This window comes from Nostoc sp. PA-18-2419, from assembly GCF_005869855.1.
Classification (GTDB): Bacteria; Cyanobacteriota; Cyanobacteriia; order Cyanobacteriales; family Nostocaceae; genus Nostoc.
In genome coordinates, this window is record NZ_SZNH01000034.1 from 45,898 (window position 1) to 65,801 (window position 19,904).

The 19,904-nt window shown below is 41.0% G+C and carries 15 protein-coding genes and 1 pseudogene; 3 read left to right on the plus strand and 13 right to left on the minus strand.

Annotated elements, in window-relative coordinates:
- Positions 1 to 98: 98 nt before the first annotated feature.
- A complete protein-coding gene (locus FCR06_RS25840; RefSeq protein ID WP_138504845.1) occupies positions 99 to 515 on the minus strand; it encodes an ATP-binding protein in 417 nt (138 codons plus the stop codon).
- A 150-nt stretch (positions 516 to 665) separates the two neighbouring features.
- Between FCR06_RS25840 and FCR06_RS25845 the strand changes: the two genes are divergently transcribed.
- Positions 666 to 1,856 (plus strand): PP2C family protein-serine/threonine phosphatase, encoded by a 1,191-nt coding sequence (locus FCR06_RS25845; protein WP_138504847.1) that lies wholly within the window; start codon positions 666 to 668, stop codon positions 1,854 to 1,856.
- Positions 1,857 to 1,876: 20 nt separating this feature from the next.
- On the opposite strand, the gene FCR06_RS25850 is transcribed toward FCR06_RS25845, so the two are convergent.
- The 4 genes from FCR06_RS25850 to FCR06_RS25865 all read right to left on the minus strand — a co-directional run bounded on the left by FCR06_RS25850 (position 1,877) and on the right by FCR06_RS25865 (position 6,684).
- A complete protein-coding gene (locus FCR06_RS25850; RefSeq protein WP_138504849.1) occupies positions 1,877 to 2,206 on the minus strand; it encodes an STAS domain-containing protein in 330 nt (109 codons plus the stop codon).
- Between the two features lie 179 nt (positions 2,207 to 2,385).
- Positions 2,386 to 3,126, minus strand: coding sequence for a PIG-L deacetylase family protein (locus tag FCR06_RS25855; protein WP_223280293.1), 741 nt, complete (start codon positions 3,124 to 3,126; stop codon positions 2,386 to 2,388).
- Between the two features lie 64 nt (positions 3,127 to 3,190).
- On the minus strand, positions 3,191 to 5,173 hold the full coding sequence (locus FCR06_RS25860) for a glycosyltransferase (protein ID WP_138504851.1): 1,983 nt from the start codon (positions 5,171 to 5,173) through the stop codon (positions 3,191 to 3,193).
- Positions 5,174 to 5,271: 98 nt separating this feature from the next.
- Positions 5,272 to 6,684, minus strand: coding sequence for a DUF3131 domain-containing protein (locus tag FCR06_RS25865; RefSeq protein ID WP_223280294.1), 1,413 nt, complete (start codon positions 6,682 to 6,684; stop codon positions 5,272 to 5,274).
- Here FCR06_RS25865 and FCR06_RS33010 point away from each other — a divergent pair.
- Positions 6,683 to 6,886: a hypothetical protein gene (locus FCR06_RS33010; RefSeq protein WP_189523582.1), complete on the plus strand. Its 204-nt coding sequence runs from the start codon at positions 6,683 to 6,685 to the stop codon at positions 6,884 to 6,886. The genes FCR06_RS25865 and FCR06_RS33010 overlap by 2 nt on opposite strands.
- 70 nt (positions 6,887 to 6,956) lie before the next feature.
- Here the strand turns inward: FCR06_RS33010 and FCR06_RS25870 are convergent, their stop codons facing one another.
- From FCR06_RS25870 to FCR06_RS25895, 6 genes are all read right to left on the minus strand, one after another.
- Complete coding sequence (locus tag FCR06_RS25870; protein ID WP_138504855.1) at positions 6,957 to 9,716, minus strand: DUF3131 domain-containing protein; 2,760 nt, start codon at positions 9,714 to 9,716, stop codon at positions 6,957 to 6,959.
- A 553-nt stretch (positions 9,717 to 10,269) separates the two neighbouring features.
- Positions 10,270 to 11,622, minus strand: a complete 1,353-nt coding sequence (locus FCR06_RS25875) for a selenium-binding family protein (protein ID WP_138504857.1) — start codon at positions 11,620 to 11,622, stop codon at positions 10,270 to 10,272.
- Between the two features lie 96 nt (positions 11,623 to 11,718).
- Positions 11,719 to 12,840: an ABC transporter permease gene (locus tag FCR06_RS25880; RefSeq protein ID WP_138504859.1), complete on the minus strand. Its 1,122-nt coding sequence runs from the start codon at positions 12,838 to 12,840 to the stop codon at positions 11,719 to 11,721.
- A gap of 100 nt (positions 12,841 to 12,940) precedes the next feature.
- On the minus strand, positions 12,941 to 14,044 hold the full coding sequence (locus tag FCR06_RS25885) for an ABC transporter permease (RefSeq protein ID WP_138504861.1): 1,104 nt from the start codon (positions 14,042 to 14,044) through the stop codon (positions 12,941 to 12,943).
- A 54-nt stretch (positions 14,045 to 14,098) separates the two neighbouring features.
- Positions 14,099 to 16,090, minus strand: coding sequence for an ATP-binding cassette domain-containing protein (locus tag FCR06_RS25890; protein WP_138504863.1), 1,992 nt, complete (start codon positions 16,088 to 16,090; stop codon positions 14,099 to 14,101).
- Between the two features lie 100 nt (positions 16,091 to 16,190).
- Entirely contained in the window at positions 16,191 to 17,600 is a 1,410-nt protein-coding gene (locus FCR06_RS25895; RefSeq protein WP_138504865.1) for an HlyD family secretion protein, read from the minus strand.
- An 89-nt stretch (positions 17,601 to 17,689) separates the two neighbouring features.
- On the opposite strand from FCR06_RS25895, the gene FCR06_RS25900 reads away from it, so the two are divergent.
- Entirely contained in the window at positions 17,690 to 18,325 is a 636-nt protein-coding gene (locus tag FCR06_RS25900; RefSeq protein WP_138504868.1) for a TetR/AcrR family transcriptional regulator, read from the plus strand.
- A 137-nt stretch (positions 18,326 to 18,462) separates the two neighbouring features.
- On the opposite strand, the gene FCR06_RS25905 is transcribed toward FCR06_RS25900, so the two are convergent.
- Positions 18,463 to 19,731, minus strand: a complete 1,269-nt coding sequence (locus FCR06_RS25905) for an MFS transporter (RefSeq protein ID WP_138504870.1) — start codon at positions 19,729 to 19,731, stop codon at positions 18,463 to 18,465.
- Positions 19,697 to 19,904: pseudogene (locus tag FCR06_RS25910) on the minus strand (MarR family transcriptional regulator); the annotation flags it as partial. The pseudogene FCR06_RS25910 and the gene FCR06_RS25905, both read right to left, overlap by 35 nt.

Here is a 19,904-nt window from a genome sequence, read left to right on the forward strand (position 1 = left end):
CTATCTGCTTTATTGAAAGATTTTTTAAGAACTCAAACATCAAAAGTAGGAAATTATTAAAAAAGTTTGTCAAATCTGTAATTTGGTTGTATCCAATATTAGTAATATTTACCAATAAATAAGCAGTAACGATTATCTACTGTCGGTTCATAGCTCAATTTGTCAGCAATGGCAGACATGATTTGTAATCCACGTCCACGCTCTTGGTCATTCTCCTCAAATTCTGATGTTTGGCCCAATTGCTCCTCTAAATTAAAATATTTACCTTGAGACCAAATACGAATTTCTATATACTCATTTAAACGCACGGCTTCTATCTCAATGGGAGTTTCAATGGGCAAATTTTTGTGGGCGTGTTCAACAATATTAGTAAAGCCTTCTATCAAAAGCGTTTGACATTGCCACCAAATTTGTTTATTGGGAAAACTTGGTTGATTTATCTGCTCGAACCAAGACAAAACTTCAGGCGAAGCTGTCAGGTCTGTATTGACTTTTAGAGAAATTTTCTTATTCACTTCTTAAATAATAAAATATTTTAACATCATCATATTCGCTAATCAGTTTATTTAATTTGAGTATTTTTACTATACATTACAAACTAAATTTAATATAAGTTAAATAAGAGCAAATACTGATTTCTTATTGTAATTATAAAAGTATTGATTATGTTTAAAATTTTAGTTATTGATGACGATCCTACAGTCCGAGCAGTACTCAAAAGTACACTCAAAAAACAGGGTTATGATATTACTGTAGCCAGTAACGGTGAAGAAGGAATTATACAAGCACAACTGTTACGTCCTGCTCTGATTATCTGTGATTGGATGATGTCCGAGGTAGATGGGCTAGAAGTGTGTCGGCGAATTAGGGCAGATGTAGAGTTGGCAACTACGTTTTTTATTTTATTAACAGCTAGGGGAGCCGCTAGAGGAGAGGAAGAAGATAGAGTTAGAGGACTTGATGCTGGAGCAGACGAGTTTATCTCTAAACCAATAGAGATGAATGAATTGAAAGCAAGAGTCAGAGCAGGATTAAGGCTACATCAACTCAATCAAGATTTACAAAGTAAAAAGCAAGCTTTGGAGACTCTCAATCAAGATTTGCAAACCCAAAAGCAGATTTTAGAAGCAGAATTGACTGAGGCAGCTGATTACGTGCGATCGCTTCTACCCTCACCGCTTGTAGGAACAGTAACTAGTGAAAATTTGTTTATTCCTTCTGCACAGCTAGGCGGTGATTGCTTTGGTCATAATTGGATCGATGACGATAGCTTGGCAATTTATTTACTAGATGTATCAGGACATGGAGTAGGTTCAGCACTCTTATCTGTGTCGGTGCTGAATGTTTTGCGATCGCAATCTCTGCCAAACACTAACTTTTGTCAACCCAGTGAAGTCCTAAAAGCGCTCAATCACGCCTTCCAAATGAGGAAGCACGGTGATAAATACTTCACAATTTGGTATGGAGTTTATCACCGCCTCAAACGTCAACTCATTTATGCCAACGCCGGACATCCACCTGCTTTACTGTTATCTAGTACCTCAACAACAAATACCCAAGTTCAACAGCTAACTTCTTTAGATTTACCGATTGGCTTTTTACCTGATGTCGAATTTGAGGATGCTGTTTTTGAAGTCCAAGAAAATAGCTCTTTATATATTTTTAGTGATGGGGCTTATGAAATTAATCAGCCAAATGGGAATATTTTAGGAATTGATGCTTTCATTGACTTATTAATCAAATGTAGTCAAGAAGATACCTATAATCTAAATCGACTATTAGCAAATATTCTCACATTAAATGCTCAAAATAATCTTGATGATGATTTATCTTTGGTAAAAGTTAACTTTGGTTAATTTACTCAAATGTACGTATTTCAATTTTGTCTTGCTAGTACTTGGCGATTAAATTCCTCTTGGTCAGCAAAGGTTTGAAAAATTCTATCCATTTTAGTCAGTTCAAATAACATTCTGACTTGATCGCTGATAGAACAAACAAAAAGTTTACCATTGGCTTTTCGCACCATTTGCATTGCTGATACTAAAGCACCTAAACCCGAACTATCAATAAACTTTACTTCTTTTAAATCCAACAACAAAATATCAGCTCCATTTTCTACAATTGTGCTAACTTCACGACGCAATTCATTCCCTCTAATACCATCTAAAATTCCAGATAATTCTAGTACTGTCACACTCATATTCATGAATAAAAGCTCCAAGAATTTACTCAAAATTATACATTAATATTTTGGCATTTACTTAATATAAACCGCAAGAGATAAAATAAGAATTTTATTTATATTATGTAATGCTGTCTGATTAATGAGGACTATCCTTTCTCTAACGGTCAATGAAAAATAACTATATTAAAATTTCTCATTGATTAGCTTGAAAAATTCTCTTTGACTCGTCTATTGTTACTATTTGCCATTGCAGTAAAGAAGCTAGCATCAACCCATTGTCGAGAAATTTCAAAAGCTTCAAAATACCCATCTTTTTGACCTAATTCTCGTGCCCAAAATCGAGATAAAATCAGGATTGCATCGAGTTGCATAAATGCTTTGTTTGCTTCGGATTCATAACAACCAATAGCAGCGACTTTTTCTTGAATAACAGAGGTAATATCTACAAAAAAGTTCGGTTCAAAGCCACGTAAAAAAACAGGTGGTGCTGAATACCATAAAGGTATGTTTTTACGGGTAGCAACATTAGAAACTGCGATCGCACACACTTCATGATCTCTATGTCCATATTTTTCAGGTTGTGGTGCGTGAGTAATAATCAAATCCGGCTGCCAACGCTCAATAGCTTCTTCAGTAACTTTAATTACTGCTTGTGTTGAGAAATTGCACTCTTCAAGTGCGTGAAATTCATAATTGGCACCGATGATTTTACCAGCTGCATCTGCTTCTTGATGACGTGTACCCTTAACAGATGAACTAGAAAGGCTACCATCAGTCAAAATTAAGCAACGAACATTCCACCCTGCCTTCGACATCAAACTGAGAGTACCAGCAGCAGGTAAAACTTCATCATCAGCATGAGCATAAATTGTTAACACAGTTTGCTGACTAAAGTTGTTACAGTCTAAATGAGTATTCATGGCTGTTTTCGAGTTTGTCATTAGTCATTGGTCATTTGTCATTTCTTCCCCTGCCTCCCTATTTTCCTAATCCCCCTCATAGCTCTTACGCCTCTTTCGGAGGTTGCCAAACAGATGCGCGGATAATAGCCGACAAAAGTAATAAGTTATAAATAGCCCATGCACCATTGAGTAGGTGGACTTCAGGATAATTAAGATGGCCGATTGCGAACCGATAAAGGCTCCATAATATTCCCAAGATGGTCAAGATAAAAACGACGATTTGTGGCCAAACTAGCGACAGATAAATGCCTGATTGCCGTTGTTTAGGTGTGACTTGGAAATTAAGTTTTTGTCCTGTGAATACACTCCAGACGGCTTTAATTAATAAAGGAAATAAAGCGATCGCGTATTGTTCGGAACGCCAAACCTCTCTTGCTGGAATGCCCCAGCTGGCTGCAATAAAAGTCATGCGGTTAATAATAAAAGCTGGAAAAAAGTGTAAAGCAAAGTCAGGTCCGTAGGTTTTAACTGGAATAATATCCGTGAAAAAATAGATAATTGGACAAGAGATAAAAATCAAAGTTGCAAAACCAGAAAAATAGCTATACATCGTTTTAAAATAATGCAACCTTTGCCAAAAACTTAGCCCTGACTTTGTTAACGGATTTTCTCTCAATAGTACTTGAATTGTTCCTTGTGCCCAGCGTAGCCGTTGTTTAAGAGTAGAACTTAGGTCATCTGGTGCTAAACCTTCTGCCAGTAATTCATGATGATAAATAGATTTCCATCCCGCACCATGCAGACGCATCGCTGTATTCATATCTTCTGTAATACTATTGCTCGATACGCCACCAATTAATTGAAATTCATTTAAACGTTTTTCGTCTTTAGCAAACTCATCAGCAAAATATTGCAGTCCAACACTAATTAGTGCTTCCCGCCTCAAAAGGGCATTTGTACCTGTGTAAAAAGCAGCATTCATGCCATCTTTACCCTGTTGAAGCGGCCCATAAAATAAATTTGCTCGATGTCCAAAAGGATCGCCCGCAGGAATGTTGTAAAAATCCTGGCGGGTCTGGACAAAAGCAATTTGATTCTGGTCATATTTCCCTGTGAAAAGATTATAAGTATAGAAATAAGGCAGAACTCGTTTAATAAATTGTGGTTTGGGAATATGGTCAGCATCTAGGGTGAGAATAAACTGTCCGGAAGTTTCTCCAGAAAAAATTGCATAATTGAGGTTACCTGCTTTAGCGTGATGCGGTATACCAGCTGGTTTAGGACGAGCAATGTAGCGAAAACGAGCGAGTTCAACTAGTTCTATTTCTTTCTTACGAATAGCTTCTTCTAAGGCTTTGCGTTCGGTAGTCAGGCGTTCGCTTATACTTTGATGTTGTGGAGGTAACCAAAGAATAAACTCTCGCAGACTTTGCATAAATCCGCTAGTAAACTGGTTTTCTTGTGATTGTGATGAAGCTTGCAGCCATTCTTCAGCGGCTTGAGTGTTAGGTGCAAGATTTTCTAGTTGCTTCAAGCGCTCTAACAACCAAAAGTGTTCTGCATCAATTCGTTCTGCTTCCTGCTGTAGTTGTGGTGAGAGCAAATCCTCAATACACAATCTTTCTGTCATTGCTCGCATCTGAGGCGAGTTACCATCATCCAGTACATAAACACGTAACTTTGTTGGCGGGTAATCCATTGCTAGAGCAGCTTTGGCAGTTTCTTCTACAATTTCCGGTGGCTCGTTGTAACACGTTACAAACACATCCACTGTTGGCCAGTCGGATCTTGGTATCGGTGGTGTCATCTGGTCGAGGGATTTAATTTGTCGAACTAAAGGCCGCCACAACCCAATTACAAACATCACACCACCGAAATAGCTATAAATTTCAGCTATTAGCAAAGGAATAGAGATCCAAAGCGCATCAAAATTAATCGAATGGGTGATACGCCATTGCAAATACCAGATACCAAAAATTAAATTGATTTCTGCCAAATAGCGAAATAACAGCGTTCTTTTTTTAAGTAACGAGCGGCTGTTTCCAGAAAAGTTTGGTGCATTATCAATAATAGAAACTGAAGTCATATTAGTACTATTTGAGATTGAGGAGTTTGATTTTAGTCTGCTTCAAATTTTGTTTTTCACAATCATGGTTTCAATTCATATCAATCTAAAAAATTAAATTAATCGGCTAGTGGATGTCTACCTCTAGCTTTGTAAAGCAGACTTTCTAAAATAATTGCATTTGTATTTACGTCAACAGAAGCATTAACACCAAGTTGGGAATTTTCATATCGTCCTGAAAAATAGCCGCGATTTTTATCTGCTAAATTTTGAACAAAATCTCGTAGCTTTTTTGCATAAGGCTCATTAGGCATGAGTGCAAACCAAGAAAATGCTGCTTTTGTACTGAGAAACCGTAATTGAGGATAGGCTTTTCCTGTTGTGTTAACGGCTTGCCAAGCTTGACCATTGGAGTAGACGCTGTAATACAAAAAGTAAGGGAGACGATCTAAAGAATCTTCATTGACAGCAGTTAAAATTCCAGTACGTTTAAACCTTTGTAATTGCACTTGAAAAAGATTTTGTACTTGAGGCTTAATAGCATCATTCCAACCTATTTCTAAACCCCACAGTAAATAAGGATCGTTTGTCAGGTAGTTACTAGCTCCAGAGTTTTTGAAATTCCGCTCATCGATTTGCAGCGTAATCCCATCAACTTGAACCGCTTTTGTTGGTGAATTATTCAAAGCATTAGTAGCCTGAAGATTCCACAACTTTAAACAGTGAGCAGCATATTGCTCGTAGCCGAATCGCCCTTCCTGCACTTCGAGAAGTTTGTCTGCTTGGGGAATAGCACCATTTAACCAACCATCTTTGACAAGTTTCGATATCTGCCAACGAGCGACGATGCGATTAATCCGTGAAGCGAAGCTGTCGCCCTTAGGCGAATCGCGATACTCTGGATAATGCGATCGCATAACATGCAATCCAATCAAAAATCGCGCCATATCTAGAGCCGACCAACCACTTGTACCTTCGGGGTCGGGAGTGTTATCGAGATGGCGCATTTCGGCAGTGTGAGTGCTATAAGCTTTGTTGGGTAAATTAGTTGCAGGTAGCGGCAGTTTTTCCAATGTCCGTAGTAAGGCGTTCATCCGCTGTTGAAACATGTCTTGCGGCAATAAGCCTAACTGGTAAGCTGCATGAATTCCTAATAAGGCGCTACCCTGATCCCACCAAGTTGTCCAGGGCAAATTATCTACTGAATTAACTAAACCCGTTTGGGCATTCCAATTGCGATCGAAATACTTCCAAGCTTGTTGAGCCGCAATTCGATCCGCTTCTTCGGCCAATCGTGGTGGTGAGATTTTTAGCGAAGGAATAACAGGTTTTTCTGGGTTAGCTGTTGGTTTTGGTTTTAGCAGCAGTGGTGTTTTGGGAGCAATAGGTTCTGGTGTTTGGATATCAAGGTTAAAGTTATCAGGCGCAGCAATCAGCACAGATGGTGTAGGAGAGCATCGCCATGTCACAGTACTAGGGCAAAGCGGGGATTGCTGATTTGTCATCGCGTACAAAAATGATTGCAAAATCATGCTTTTGATGCCTCTTGTTGCCATTTATGTCTTCTTTGCCAACTCCGCAGGGGATAAACAGCCAACGGATTTGCCTGTGAATATACACCAGCCTCTGGAAATATCTTTTGGATGGATTTTGAATCATGATGTCTGTTGCTTGTACAAACTACTGACTGCATTGACTCATGTACAAGTATTCCCAAATACAACTGGTTATTAACAAATACGCCTTTGTAATTACAGTAATTTCCCTTTCAATTTAGGGAGTGACAAATACACGACTTACGCACTCAAGCCTTTTTGCTACTTGAAACCCAGTAACTTCCAGAACCATCAGAAATTAACTCGGTTCGTTGGATTGCAGTGTTGGGTAAACCTCGCCCAGAATTTCCCTTACTAACTGCTACCCACCAAGGAGACTTCATAGTGGTAGTCGGACGAATTAGGGGTTGTTGATTCATCACTGTGTATAGTAAGGATTGCAAAATCATACTATTGGTGCTGCTAGTGAAACCAACCGCTGTTTTACCTGTGGTTTCATAAAAGCCTTCATAAAATCCAGCCAATGGATTATATAAGTCAGTCGTTCCTTGGAGTAACTCTTGACTATACTTGTTCTCTGGCAGCAAAGCATGATAAGCAAAAGCTACTGCTGTACTTACCAATCGCCCCTTTGGTAGAGGTTGACCGTTATCTCCTAAAGCTGGCCAGGATTCACCTTTGCCAGTAATTGTGCTATGGACAGTGTAAGGCTGGCGATCAATTAAGGTTGTAGCTGAGGCTGTGAGGATGCCGGTGCGACGGTAACGTTCGGCTTGCACTTGGAAAATTGGCTCAAAGAGCGATCGCATTTGTGGATCTAGTCCAAATTCCAAAGCATAAAGTAAGAAAGGATTGCTAACTGTGTATTGGTTTTGAGAGTTAGCATCTGTGCGACGGCGTTGGATTGGTACTTGTATTCCCTCTACTGAGGCTGTTTGATATTCACCGCCAACAGCAGAATGCTCAACATTAAACCCCCATAGTTGAAAAGCACGCGCCGCATATTCTTCATAACCCAAGCGGGTTTCAGGGTTAACGCGAGTAATATATTGCCCATCTGGCGATTTACTGACAGTAGCACTAGAAAGAATACCTTCGCGCACCACACGTAAGTATGACCAATCCAGCACAATTTTATCTACCGCAGCCGTGTATTCTGGATGACAGGTTTTTAAGTTGTAAAGCGCTGCCAGTATTCTGCCTAAATCTAAAGCTGACCAGCCATTTCCATTTGGGACTGGATTTCCACCGTAATCTATTGATTGCAGCGTTCTGGTATCGTAACCCCGACTCGGCAATTCCTCAGCAAATAAAGGTAATTTTGTCAAGGCTGCTAAAAGATGACGGGTGCGCCCTTCAAATTCTTTGGGGGTAATTATATCGAGCGATCGCGCTGCGTGGAGTGCTGCCAGATAATCTCCCAAGCCCCAGAGAGTTGCACCCTTGAAATCGCTGCGATCGTCAATCAGTCCACTTTTAGAATGATAATTTGCTTGAAAGTATCCCCAAGCTGCCTCTGCATAGCGCCGTTCAACAACGCTAAGCGGTCGTTCTAACTTGAGGTTAGACGATGGTTGCGGACTATCTACTGGTGGAATCGGTGCAACAACCACTTCTGTAATTTTAGAAGTATCCGCAGGGGTTGGGGTAGGAACTGTAACAGGATTTGCTTGATTTGAGGGTGTTACGTTCTCACTGGGCTTAGTAGTAGCTACACTCACAGAACTAGAGGCAATTAAGGGGCGATTTCCCCTAGCTTTGTAGTATAAAATCTCCAAAATTAGCCCATTAGTATTACCTGTCAAAGCTTTATTGGGTTGTTTGGATTCTTCATAAAGACCAGCATAGTAACCACTATCATCAGGACTGCGGAGATCCTTGACAACATCAAAAACTTTTTGAGCATAGGCATTATCTGGAAAAAGATAGCGCCAGCCAAAAGCTGCTTTGGTGCTGATGCTGCGAAACTGGGGATAAGGCTGGTTAGTATCTGTAATTGTTGCCCAGTTTACACCGTTGGCGTAGACGGTATTGTAGAGAAAATAAGGTGCTTGGTCGATATTGTCTTCTGTGACCGCAGTTAATTGACCTGTGCTATCGTAACGCCGTTTTTGCACATCTAAAACTCTCGCAGCAAAATCAGCTAACTCACCTTGCAAGCCAAATTCGATCCCATCAAGGATATAAGACTCGCTAACAACATAATTATTAGCGTTGGTGCTTTTAAAATCACGGGTATCAACGGGAATTTGCACACCATTAATTTCGACTAGCTTAAACGGTTCTAAAGCAATAGCTTTTGGTGCAGCAAAACCCCAAAGTTGATAACCTCTGGCACCATATTCTTCGTAGCCGAGTCGTCCTTCTTGCACGAGTAATGTTTTGCTGTCAGGGAGAACAGTAGCGCCAAAAAGTTGTTCATCTTTGAGCGATCGCCCAACTTGCCACTTGGCTACAATTCCTTTGAGCCAATCATTATATTGTGGATGACAGCTGCGGATGACATCAAATGCAGCTAGGATTCGAMCAATATCTAAAGCAGACCAACCAATACCCCGTTCAGTGGGATTGTTGCCATAATCAACCATCTGGGCGGTGGCTGCGTTATAGACTTTATTGGGCAAAGCATCCTCAAATAACTTCAGGCTGCTAAAAGTCGTTAAAAACTTGTTGAGGCGTGCATCAAAGTCTGTTTGGTCAGTGAGATTTAGCGATCGTGCAGCATTCAACGCCATCAGGTAGTTACCCATATCCCAGAGCGTACCGGAAGGATAACCCCCAGTAGAATTGGTAAATCCGGTTGCTGGCTGATAATTTTTCACAAAATACTGCCAAGCAGCACGAGCATAAGTTTGTTCTTCAGATGTGAGGGGGGCTGTAATACTGCTACAGTTATTCGATTGAGATAAAACTGGTGTCGGGACGTAGAACCAAAATTGCAGAAATGTTCCCACTAGGAACAATGCCATCCATCTCAACAGCTTTTGTTGACGGGGTTTGTATATCATAATCCAAAAAAAAAGAGTTAAAAGCGTTATTGCCCGTCTATACAGCTATATTTATAAATCGAGCTTTATCAGGTCTATTCTTTTGGTAATGGCTTTATCGATTCAGTCGAGTAGCGGTAGCGAACAACAATTGCCCACTGATGAGAGAGATTTTATAAATCAACCAGACTACGAACGGCTTGATAACTAGGTTTTGAAATAGAGATTTTCTCAGTCTTGTACGAATAATTTCTTAGGCAAATTACATCCCGAACCTGTTCGATAAACTTCTTGTGGCGTTTTTCCATAAGTTGATATCTATAAAAAGTCTGTATCTAACAACAGGATGATATTCGGAAAAATCTGAGATATCAGGGTGAATTATACGGAAATTTTCTATATTGTTTTCTAAACAGAGTCTAGATACGGAAAAGTTTGTATAGGGACTGACAAATAAAAAAATATTCAATCATTTCTTGTGGGGTGGCGTCTCGACCGCCCCAAGTCAAGGGTGGACAAGATGTCCACCCCACAAATAGTAGTAATTTATTTTTTGGAAATCCCTGACGTTAAATTAAATCCAAATATCTGAAGTGCAATCACCACCAGGATAGCGCATCTCGTGGGCGCGAGAAGGGCCTGCTGGTTCTTTACCAAAGTCAACGTAGAAGTCTTCGTTGATTTTTAGTCCACCATTTTCAGTGTCGCAGTCAATCTGTAATAAATATGAGCCGGTTTTAGATAAATCAGGATAAAACTGATTATCCCAAGTGCTAAATAAGGAATTTGTCACATAAAGCCGTTTACCATCCAAACTCAGCTGTAGCATTTGCGGGCCGCCAGCCAATTTATGACCTTGAACTTCACCACTGTTACCTAACAAACCACCGCACCAAACTTGACTGGTGAGTTGAGGATGGGCTGGGTCACTGATATCATATTGGCGGATATCTCCATGCAACCAGTTGGAAAAGTAAATATAGCGATCGCACATTGAAATCAGAATATCAGTAATCAATGATGGCACTGGTATCGGCCAGCCTTCTACTTCTACTGACGGTATATCAATCACTTTCTCAATTTTCCAGTCACCATTAGGTTTGTGCCAATGCCAAACATTACTGCTGAGTGCTGCGGCGACAAACCCATGAGTGCTGTCGGGGTTATGGTGAAAACGCAGTTCTAAGGGAATTAATCCATCTTCCCCTAAATCAAAACTTTGGATAATTTCCCGTGTTGACCAATTCCAAAAATGTATGTGGTGACCATAGTTGTTAGCTGCTACATCGTTGAGGTCAAAACCCGGATAATAAGTTTTGGGTGCAGCCCATTCACTACTTACCATGACGTTATGACGCGGCTGATACCAAAAGTCATAGTTAAACCGCATCGCATCAGCTTGTCTCTCCCAACGTCCAGCAATATCAAAATTTTCATCCAATAACAAAAAGCCACCAGGACCGTTTCCCTGACTGTCGCCCAACATGGAAATCATCACATGACCATCTGCTAGGCAGTGTACTGTGTGGGGAGCAGTTAAATTAGTTTTTGCTTGAATTTCTTGTGGTTCAATGACTTTATGGAGTTTTGGCGCTTTGGTATCTGCTGTATCAACAATATAGATGCGGCTAGAACGTTGCCCAGGTATGACGTTAAATCTGCGGGATTTACTAGCATCCCCATGACAAGAACTACAAGCATTCCAACCAAAGTGATGTAACTCATCGCCAATGTAAGGCATAGCTAGACGATGAATCACTTGGGAATAAGTTGGCGAATTGGGGTCAACGTCTACAGTGGCAAGATAATCTGGTTCTTCGATACCAGTACCAGTATAGAGGGCGATCGCATAAAGTACCTTTTCTCTTTCAGCCTCAACGGCTGCTTCTGGAGAAGCGTAGCCAGGGCCACAGCAAGCATGAGTCATGGTTTTAGCCTCACAAGCTCTTAAAAATCACAATTACGAGCGATTTTGTTACTAATTAATAGTTTTATTTTATTAGTAAAATACCTTTATAAAAATTTAGCTTAACTGACTGCGAAACTTATTAATACTAATAGTTAATAATACAACAGCAAAAGCGACTAATGCCAAAACATTCATCCACAATACATCTAAGCCAACGCCTTTGAGCAAAATACCTCGAACGATCGCAATATAATGACGGAGGGGATTGAGTAGGGATAGGACTTGGAATAAGGGAGGCATGGCTTCAATTGGTGCGATCGCCCCAGATGTTTGTACCATTGGTAAATTAATAAAGAAAGCTGTCAGCACTACCTGTTGTTGAGAACTACTCACAGTTGCTAACATAATACCTAAGCTAATTCCAACAAACAAATACATACTAGATAAGCCAAAAAATAGGAGAAAACTACCTCGAAATGGTACATGAAATACTACTGTTGCTAAAGTGATAGCTAGTAAAACATCTCCCATTAATAAAAATGCCAAAGGTACAATTTTCGACAGCAGTATTTGCCAGTTAGCAGCAGGAGTCATTAATAATTGTTCTAAAGTTCCTGTATCTTTTTCTCGAACAACAGTAATGGCTGATACTAACGTGCCAATTAATGTTAAAACTAAACCCATAACTCCCGGTACAAAAAACCAACTACTTGTCAGTCCGGGATTATAAAGAAATACAACTTCCGTTGAGATTAAAGGACTAGCTTGAGCTTGGATTAATTGCAGATTATATTGTTGAATAATTTGATTCATATAATTTGCTGCAATCCCCGCTGTATTTGCATTTACAGCATCGATAAATACTTGAATCTCTGCTGATTTTTGTGCAAGTTGACGAGGAAAATCGGGGGGAATTATCACTCCCACATCTAACTTACCTTCTTCGACTTGACGACTTAATTGTTGTTCGCTGTCTGGTACAGATTCTAAAGTAAAAATTCGATTTGATGTCATGGCTGAAACTAACTCGCGGCTGCTGCTGACGTTAGCATAGTCGATGACACCTAATCGTAAGTTATGAACGTCAGGATTGAGGATAAATCCGTAAAGTAATAGTTGTACTGTTGGTGGAACAACTAGCAAAACAATCAATTGCTTATTTCGGAGAATTTGATTAATTTCTTTCCGTACTAATGCCCAAAATGGACTATTAAATAATCGCTGAATCAGTTTCATAAATGTAGATTATTCAGTAAAAAATAACTAATTATGTTAGCGATGAACGAGCATCATTACGTAGCTTACTTCTCGCCTTTGGCGAGGATTACGAATTATTTTAACTAGACAATTGCATTCGACTTAAAACTCGGCGCGATACGTTGAAAAATACTAATCCCAAGACTACAAGCATGAGTAAATCAAACCAAACTCCTGTAAATCCTGTACCACGCACAAAGGCATCACGGCTAATATCAATATAATAACGGGCTGGAATTATATTGGGTAATAATGATAGAGGGAAAGGAATATTGTTGAGAGGATAAATAAAACCTGATAGTAATATGGATGTAATAAAACCTACGAGAGAAACACCTTGCACTGCTGCATTTTGGTTACTACTACGAACTCCTAAAAGTAAACCAAAGAGAACGCTATCTGTGAGGAATAATAAAGTGCCCAGTAGTAATGTTATCGGGTTGCCAACTATACCAACTTGGAAAATAATTGAGCCTAAACTTATAACTAATAATGCCTCAGCAATAGCAATTAATAAATATGCTAATCCTTTACCAAGTAATAATTCAGTGGCACTAATACTAGAAGCATAAACTTGTAAAATAGTACCTTTTTCTTTTTCTTTTACCATTGCGATCGCTGACAGTAATGAAGGAAAAATCCACAAGACAACTCCATATGTTCCTGGCACGATATACAGTGATTCTAATCTCCCAGGATTAAACCATAAACGCATTCGTGCTGTAATACTACTAGTAGCGGGTATCAATCCATGCTCTTGCAGAAAAAAGTTTGTTACTCTTTGAATACTATTTCTAATTACTCGCGCATTATTCACATCGGTTGCATCAATTAATACTTGCAAGGTTGTACTTCTACCCGCTTGAATATCGCGGCTAAATGTAGGTGGAATAATCACTGCGGCTTTAGCAATTCCCTTATCGATGGCATCGCGTGTCGGATTACCACCAGACCATTGTTTAGGCACAAATTGATTAGTAGCATACAATCTTTCAATGTAGCTGCTGCTGAGATTTGTATGGTTAAAGTCTTGGACAATTAAAGGTATATCTTTACTCTCTAACCTAATAGCAAAGCCAAAAATTATTAAAGTGATAAATGGCAATAAAAATGCTAACGCTAATGTCAGGCTATCGCGACGAAATTGGGCTATTTCTTTCACACATTGGGCAATAATTCTCATATTCGGGACAGGGGATTAGGAATTGGGGATATGGAAGCTTTTTTTGTACGTCTTTTAATTTTGCGATCGCTGTACTATGCCAATAAAGGCATCTTCTAAAGAAAAAGGAATCCGACGCAGAGAGTTGATAGTAATTTGATTAGCTTTTAACAGTTGAGTTAATTGATTTATTTCTGGTTCGGGATTGTCGAGAACAATGTGTAAACTGTCAGCAAAAATCGAGACGCGCCACGATTCAAAGTGTTCTTTGAGTAACTTGGAAGCAGCTTGGTTTTGATTAACGATGATTTCTATTAATTGTCCTGGTTGCGAGGCTTTGATAGAACTGGGTGAACCCTCGGCGACGGTTTCCCCTGCAACCATAAAACTCATGCGGTTGCACTGTTCAGCTTCTTCTAAATAGTGTGTTGTCACTAAAATAGCTGTACCGTTACGGGCAAAGTCATTAATTAGCTTCCAAAATTGGCGACGCGCTAAAGGATCTACCCCTGATGTTGGTTCGTCCAAAAATAAAATATCTGGTTCGTGCATTACAGAAGCACCGAAAGCTACTCGTTGCTTCCAACCTCCCGGTAATTGACCAGTAATCATATTTTCTTGCCCTTCTAAACCACAGGTAGCAATTACCCAAGCAATTTTTTCTCGCCGGAGTTTGCGGGGTACGCCGTAAACTCCGCTATAAAATTCTAGATTTTGTAAGATAGTTAAATCGTCATAGAGGGTGAATTTTTGACTCATGTAACCTATGCGTCGCCGTAAGTCTGCGCTACGCAAATTTCCAGTTTCACCACCCAAAGAAATTTCGCCGCCGCTAGCTTCTAACAACCCGCACAGCATTTTGATTGTTGTAGTTTTCCCAGCACCGTTAGCACCTAACAACCCAAAGATTTCGCCGTAGCGCACCTCAACGTTGACATCTTTGACAGCTTGAAACTTACCAAAAATACGACTAAGGTTGTGAGCATATATCGCTAGTGCTGAGTCCTGAGTATTAAATATTCCCCCTGCCCCCCTGCTCCCCTGCTCCCTTACTCCCCTCTGACGAAAACGAGGAAATGGAAAAAATTGCGGTGCTGAACCTTGTTGTCGCAGACGTGTTACAAAGACGTTTTCTAATGTGGGTTCGCCACGTTCAATACTAGGAGAAGGTAAGTGATGTTGTTGCAGTAATTCCCGGACTTCGGTTTCACCGGAATTGATATCTTTAACCAAGACATCCAAGCGATCGCCAAAAGTTTGCACATCTACTATATTTGTTTGTGCAGTCTGGGAAAGTATTTCTTCTGTGGCTTCTAGGTTTGCTGTTCGCACTTCTAAGCGATGCAAGCCTAAGTTAGCCCGTAAATCCGCAGGTGTGCCAATTTCATGAATTTGCCCACTGTACATTAAAGCTACGCGGTGACAGCGTTCGGCTTCGTCTAAGTATGGTGTGGCGACGACAATTGTCATTCCCTCGGCTGACAATTGGGCTAGCACATCCCAGAATTCCCGCCGGGAAACGGGGTCTACACCTGTGGTAGGTTCATCTAATAACAATACTTCTGGTTGCGAAACCAAAGCACAACACAGCGCCAGCTTTTGTTTCATTCCCCCAGAAAGTTGTCCGGCTAAGCGATCGCCAAATCGCTCTAGATTCATTAATTTTAAATATTTATTGCGGCGTTTTTGCAACAAATCAGCTGCTACTTGCCGCAACCCTGCTGCATAACGCAAATTTTCATCAATACTCAAATCTAGATACAGCGAAAACTGTTGAGTAAGATAACCAGTCATTAATCGGGCATTTCGTGCAGGTTGATTAAATATTTGCACTTCCCCTGCCGTTGCTTCCATCACACCACCCAAAATATGAAAGGTGCTAGTTTTCCCCGCACCATCGGGGCCAATTAAGCCAAACATTTCACCTTTGTTGACAGTGAAATCAATTCCTCGCACCGCAGCTAACTTTCCATAGTGCTTGTGCAAACCCTGAACTTGAATTGCTGTATTTGGCAGACTAGATGATTGCGGTAAGTTTACAGAGACAGTAGTAATTTGCTGTTTCATTCCCTTTAGTCTCCTAGCTTGAAAATGGGTATAGGGGTGTAAGTTTATGGGATCTTCCTGTAATTAGATAACTCGAAAATGCTGAGTCAGTTGTTAGTTTTTATCTCCTATCTCCCCTGCCCCTCTGCCCCTCTGCTTCCCTTGCCTCCCTTGCCTTCAAACTGATTTCGGCATCTGCTGGCATTCCCATTTTGGCGCAGGGAAAGTCTGAGCCAGTATAGGGATTTTCCGGATTAAAGCAACCGTCAGGATTTTGAATTTTAATCCGAATTCCTACTACTTGTCTGACTCTATCTTTTTGAAAATAAATATTCTCTGGTGTGAATGAAGCTTGGGGATCTATGGCAATTACTTTACCTTGTAGTGGTTTATCTGGTGCAGAATCAATGAAGACTTGTGTTGTTTGTCCCAGGCGCACTTTACCAATATCACCTTCGGGAATAAAACCTCTAAAATAAACTGTTTTGGGGTCAACAATACTCAAAATATTAGTTTGACTACCAACTACTGCACCCGGTTCGACACTACGAGTAGTCACTACTCCGTCTAAGGGACTAACTACATTTAAATCTTTTTTGGAGTCTGCAATTTGAGTGACGATTTGCTGCTTTGATGCTTGGGCATCTTTGACTTTGGCATTAGCAGATTTAACCTTTGCCTGAGCAGATTTCAGTTGAGCATAACTTTGTTGCTGCTTTCTGATTAATGCTGTTAACTGGGCGTTGCGAATATTAGGATTAAAACCTGTGGTTTTGGCTTGAGTTAACGCCCCTGAGACAGCACTTAACTGTTGACGTTCGGCATTAACTGCTGCAACTCGCGCTTCTTGGGTGGCAATTGCCGTATCAAGAGTAGTTTGTGCTTGGTCGAATTGTTGTTGATTGACTGCCCCTTCTTTGACTAATTGAGCATAGCGATCGCGGTTGATTTTTGCCAAATTAACTTCTGCTGTTGCCTGCTTAACTTGGGCTTGTGCTTGCACTAATGTGGCTCTGGCTGCTGCTACATTTGATAGCGCCTGATCGATTCTGCCTTTGGTATCCCCTTGGGATTGCTGTAAATTCAGTTGGGCTTCGTTGATTTGGCTGTTAATTTCTTGAATTTCTCTGGTGACTCGTTCCACATCAGAAATTGCCTGCTGTTCATCATACATCGCAGATGTGACTCTGGCTTGACCACCACGCAGTTGTTCTTGTAGCAATTGGTCGTCTGTGTTGTCTAACTTAATTAACTCTTGTCCCTTCTTGACTGCTGCCCCTTCCCGCACAGCAATTGACTCAATTCTTCCAGAACGCTTTACTCCAATGTCGGTTTCGTAACCCTCAATCCGACCGCTCACTTTAACTATATTCACTGAAGCTTGCGGTTGACTGTGCCACACAGCGTAACCAATACCACCCACCACTAGCAACCCTCCGATTACTAAAGGAATCAGTTTCTTTCGCTGCTGTGGCTTTGATACTGGGGTATCTTTAAAATTTTCCGGGGATGTTGGGACAGTGTGAGTCATACTAGCGCCCTGGATGACAAATATTTTTGTCATCATACTAGACTGTCTAGTATGATAAAGCAAGATATACGCAAAAATATTTACTTTTCATGGCTAAAATCCCTACTTCCCATCTAGAAAATACTTTACCTGCTACCACTCAAAAACAGGAGCAAATCTTGCAAGGAGCGATACGGGTATTTTTGCAGGAGGGTTATGCTAGAACGAGTATGGATCGTGTCAGCGCGGAAGCTGGGGTATCGAAACAAACAATCTACAGTTACTTTCAAGATAAAGAAGGGCTGTTTAAAGCGTTGATCGAACGGTTAACACTCGCTTGTTTTCAAAGCCTTTTTTCCACAGAAAAATTGCACGGTGAACCTGGGATTTTATTGCGCCAAGTTGCTGAAATCTATTTAACCAAAGTCGCTGATAATCCCGATTATTTGGCATTGTTGCGTTTGATTATTACCGAGTCACAAAATTTTCCAGAACTAGCCAAACTTTATAATCAAACCGTTGTGCAGCGCGGTCGGCAAATACTCAGTCAGTATTTTGCATCTCATCCGGAATTGAGAATTTCTGACCCGGAAGCAATGGCTCACATTTTTTTCGGTTCGCTGGTGTCTTATGTGATTGTCCAAGAAATTTTATATGGGAAAGAACTTACTTGTTTATCACGCGATCGCTTACTAGACAGCTTGATGAATCTGGTTATGAGCCAGTCTCTAATTGGCATTGCATAAACTGCTGCTACCACTAGCACCTCCTGCTTATTTAAGTAAGTCCGCACAATCAAACCAAACTATGTGAAGAAAAATGAACTAGGCTAAAATCCTCTTCCCTCCTGCCCCCTGCCTTACTCAACAAGAAATTTTCCTACCTACTTATACTCCTGTAAAGCACCTAATTTACGAATTCCCGGCCAAATCATCGCTGTAGCAATCACAACTAAAATTGTGCCAACTCCCCCACCGACAACAGAAATCACCGGGCCAAACAAGGCAGCAGTCAAGCCTGATTCAAAGCCTCCCAACTCATTGGAAGCACTAATAAACACGTTATTGATCGCAGCAACTCGACCACGCAAATGATCCGGCGTTCTGATTTGAACTAATGTATGGCGAATCACAACACTAATACTATCTAGTGCGCCACTGAGCGTCAGCATCAACATAGATAGCCAAAAGGAACGAGAAAGCCCAAAGATAATTGTTACAACCCCAAAGCCACCCACTGACCACAATAAAGCCGGGCCTGCTTTGCGTAATGGTGGTAGATACGCCAGGGTAATCGCCATAGTCAAAGCACCGATGGAATTAGCTCCCTGGAGGTATCCCAACTCCACCGGACCGACATGTAAAATATCTTTGGCAAAGATGGGTAGTAAGGCGATCGCACCACCCAACAACACAGCAAACATATCCAATGTAATTGCAGCTAAAATTAACTGATTTTGCCAGACAAATTCGGCACCGCCAGCAAGGGCTTTGAGCGATATTGGCTCGCTGGCGCGGATGCCTTTTTTCTCTGTAATCGCCAGTGTTAACACAAAACACAGCAACGCCGCGACCCCTGCTACTACATATACTCCCGTGGCACTTTTGAACAGCGCAATCCCGAATCCTCCCAAGGCGGGGCCAATGACTGCGGCTAGCTGAAAACTACTACTATTCCAAGTGGCTGCATTGGTAAAAGCACTCACAGGTATTAACTGCCACATTAGTGCGTCACCAGCAGGTTTGAGGAATGCCCTAGCGATACCTGTGAATACCAAACAGGCGTAAATTAAAAAAACTGCACCATGAGTATAAGAAAGTACTGCTAAAGCCAGGGAACACAGAGCGAGCAATATTACCGAGAGTAACATGGTGAGTTTGCGATCGCGGCGATCGGCCACATCTCCAGCAATCAACGTCAAAGCAATCATCGGTAAGACTTGCGCTAGCCCCACACCACCTAAAACCAAAGCCGAGCTAGTACGCTCATAGAGTTCCCAGCCAATGGCTACATTTTGCATTTCCGATCCCACGAACAGCAGCACGCGTCCAATGGTAAATAACCGATAATCTCGAAATCTCAGGGCGGCAAAAGGATCGTGCTGTGCAACCTCAGAGTTATGGCGATTTGAGTTCTGTTTGCTCGAAGACATTTTTTAGTAGAGTTAAGCCTTCTTCAATATTGGAAATTTGCTCTTCTGTCAGACCTTGGAGCAGGTCAGTAATATGAGCGCGAGTTTGATCTTGGGATTGCTTGAGTTGCAGCTTTCCCTCCTCGGTGAGATTGAGCAGCACTCGCCGCCGCTCTTGAGGATCAGCGATCCGC

Excerpts from the sequence above, each read along its gene's own strand:
- FCR06_RS25880 (WP_138504859.1), bottom strand. The coding sequence starts at position 12,840 with ATGAAACTGATTCAGCGATTATTTAATAGTCCATTTTGGGCATTAGTA.
- FCR06_RS25875 (WP_138504857.1), bottom strand. The coding sequence starts at position 11,622 with ATGACTCATGCTTGCTGTGGCCCTGGCTACGCTTCTCCAGAAGCAGCC.
- FCR06_RS25900 (WP_138504868.1), top strand. The coding sequence starts at position 17,690 with ATGGCTAAAATCCCTACTTCCCATCTAGAAAATACTTTACCTGCTACC.
- FCR06_RS33010 (WP_189523582.1), top strand. The coding sequence starts at position 6,683 with ATGCTTTTGATGCCTCTTGTTGCCATTTATGTCTTCTTTGCCAACTCC.
- FCR06_RS25865 (WP_223280294.1), bottom strand. The coding sequence starts at position 6,684 with ATGATTTTGCAATCATTTTTGTACGCGATGACAAATCAGCAATCCCCG.
- FCR06_RS25905 (WP_138504870.1), bottom strand. The coding sequence starts at position 19,731 with ATGTCTTCGAGCAAACAGAACTCAAATCGCCATAACTCTGAGGTTGCA.
- FCR06_RS25885 (WP_138504861.1), bottom strand. The coding sequence starts at position 14,044 with ATGAGAATTATTGCCCAATGTGTGAAAGAAATAGCCCAATTTCGTCGC.
- FCR06_RS25855 (WP_223280293.1), bottom strand. The coding sequence starts at position 3,126 with ATGACAAACTCGAAAACAGCCATGAATACTCATTTAGACTGTAACAAC.
- FCR06_RS25860 (WP_138504851.1), bottom strand. The coding sequence starts at position 5,173 with ATGACTTCAGTTTCTATTATTGATAATGCACCAAACTTTTCTGGAAAC.
- FCR06_RS25850 (WP_138504849.1), bottom strand. The coding sequence starts at position 2,206 with ATGAATATGAGTGTGACAGTACTAGAATTATCTGGAATTTTAGATGGT.
- FCR06_RS25890 (WP_138504863.1), bottom strand. The coding sequence starts at position 16,090 with ATGAAACAGCAAATTACTACTGTCTCTGTAAACTTACCGCAATCATCT.
- FCR06_RS25845 (WP_138504847.1), top strand. The coding sequence starts at position 666 with ATGTTTAAAATTTTAGTTATTGATGACGATCCTACAGTCCGAGCAGTA.
- FCR06_RS25895 (WP_138504865.1), bottom strand. The coding sequence starts at position 17,600 with ATGACTCACACTGTCCCAACATCCCCGGAAAATTTTAAAGATACCCCA.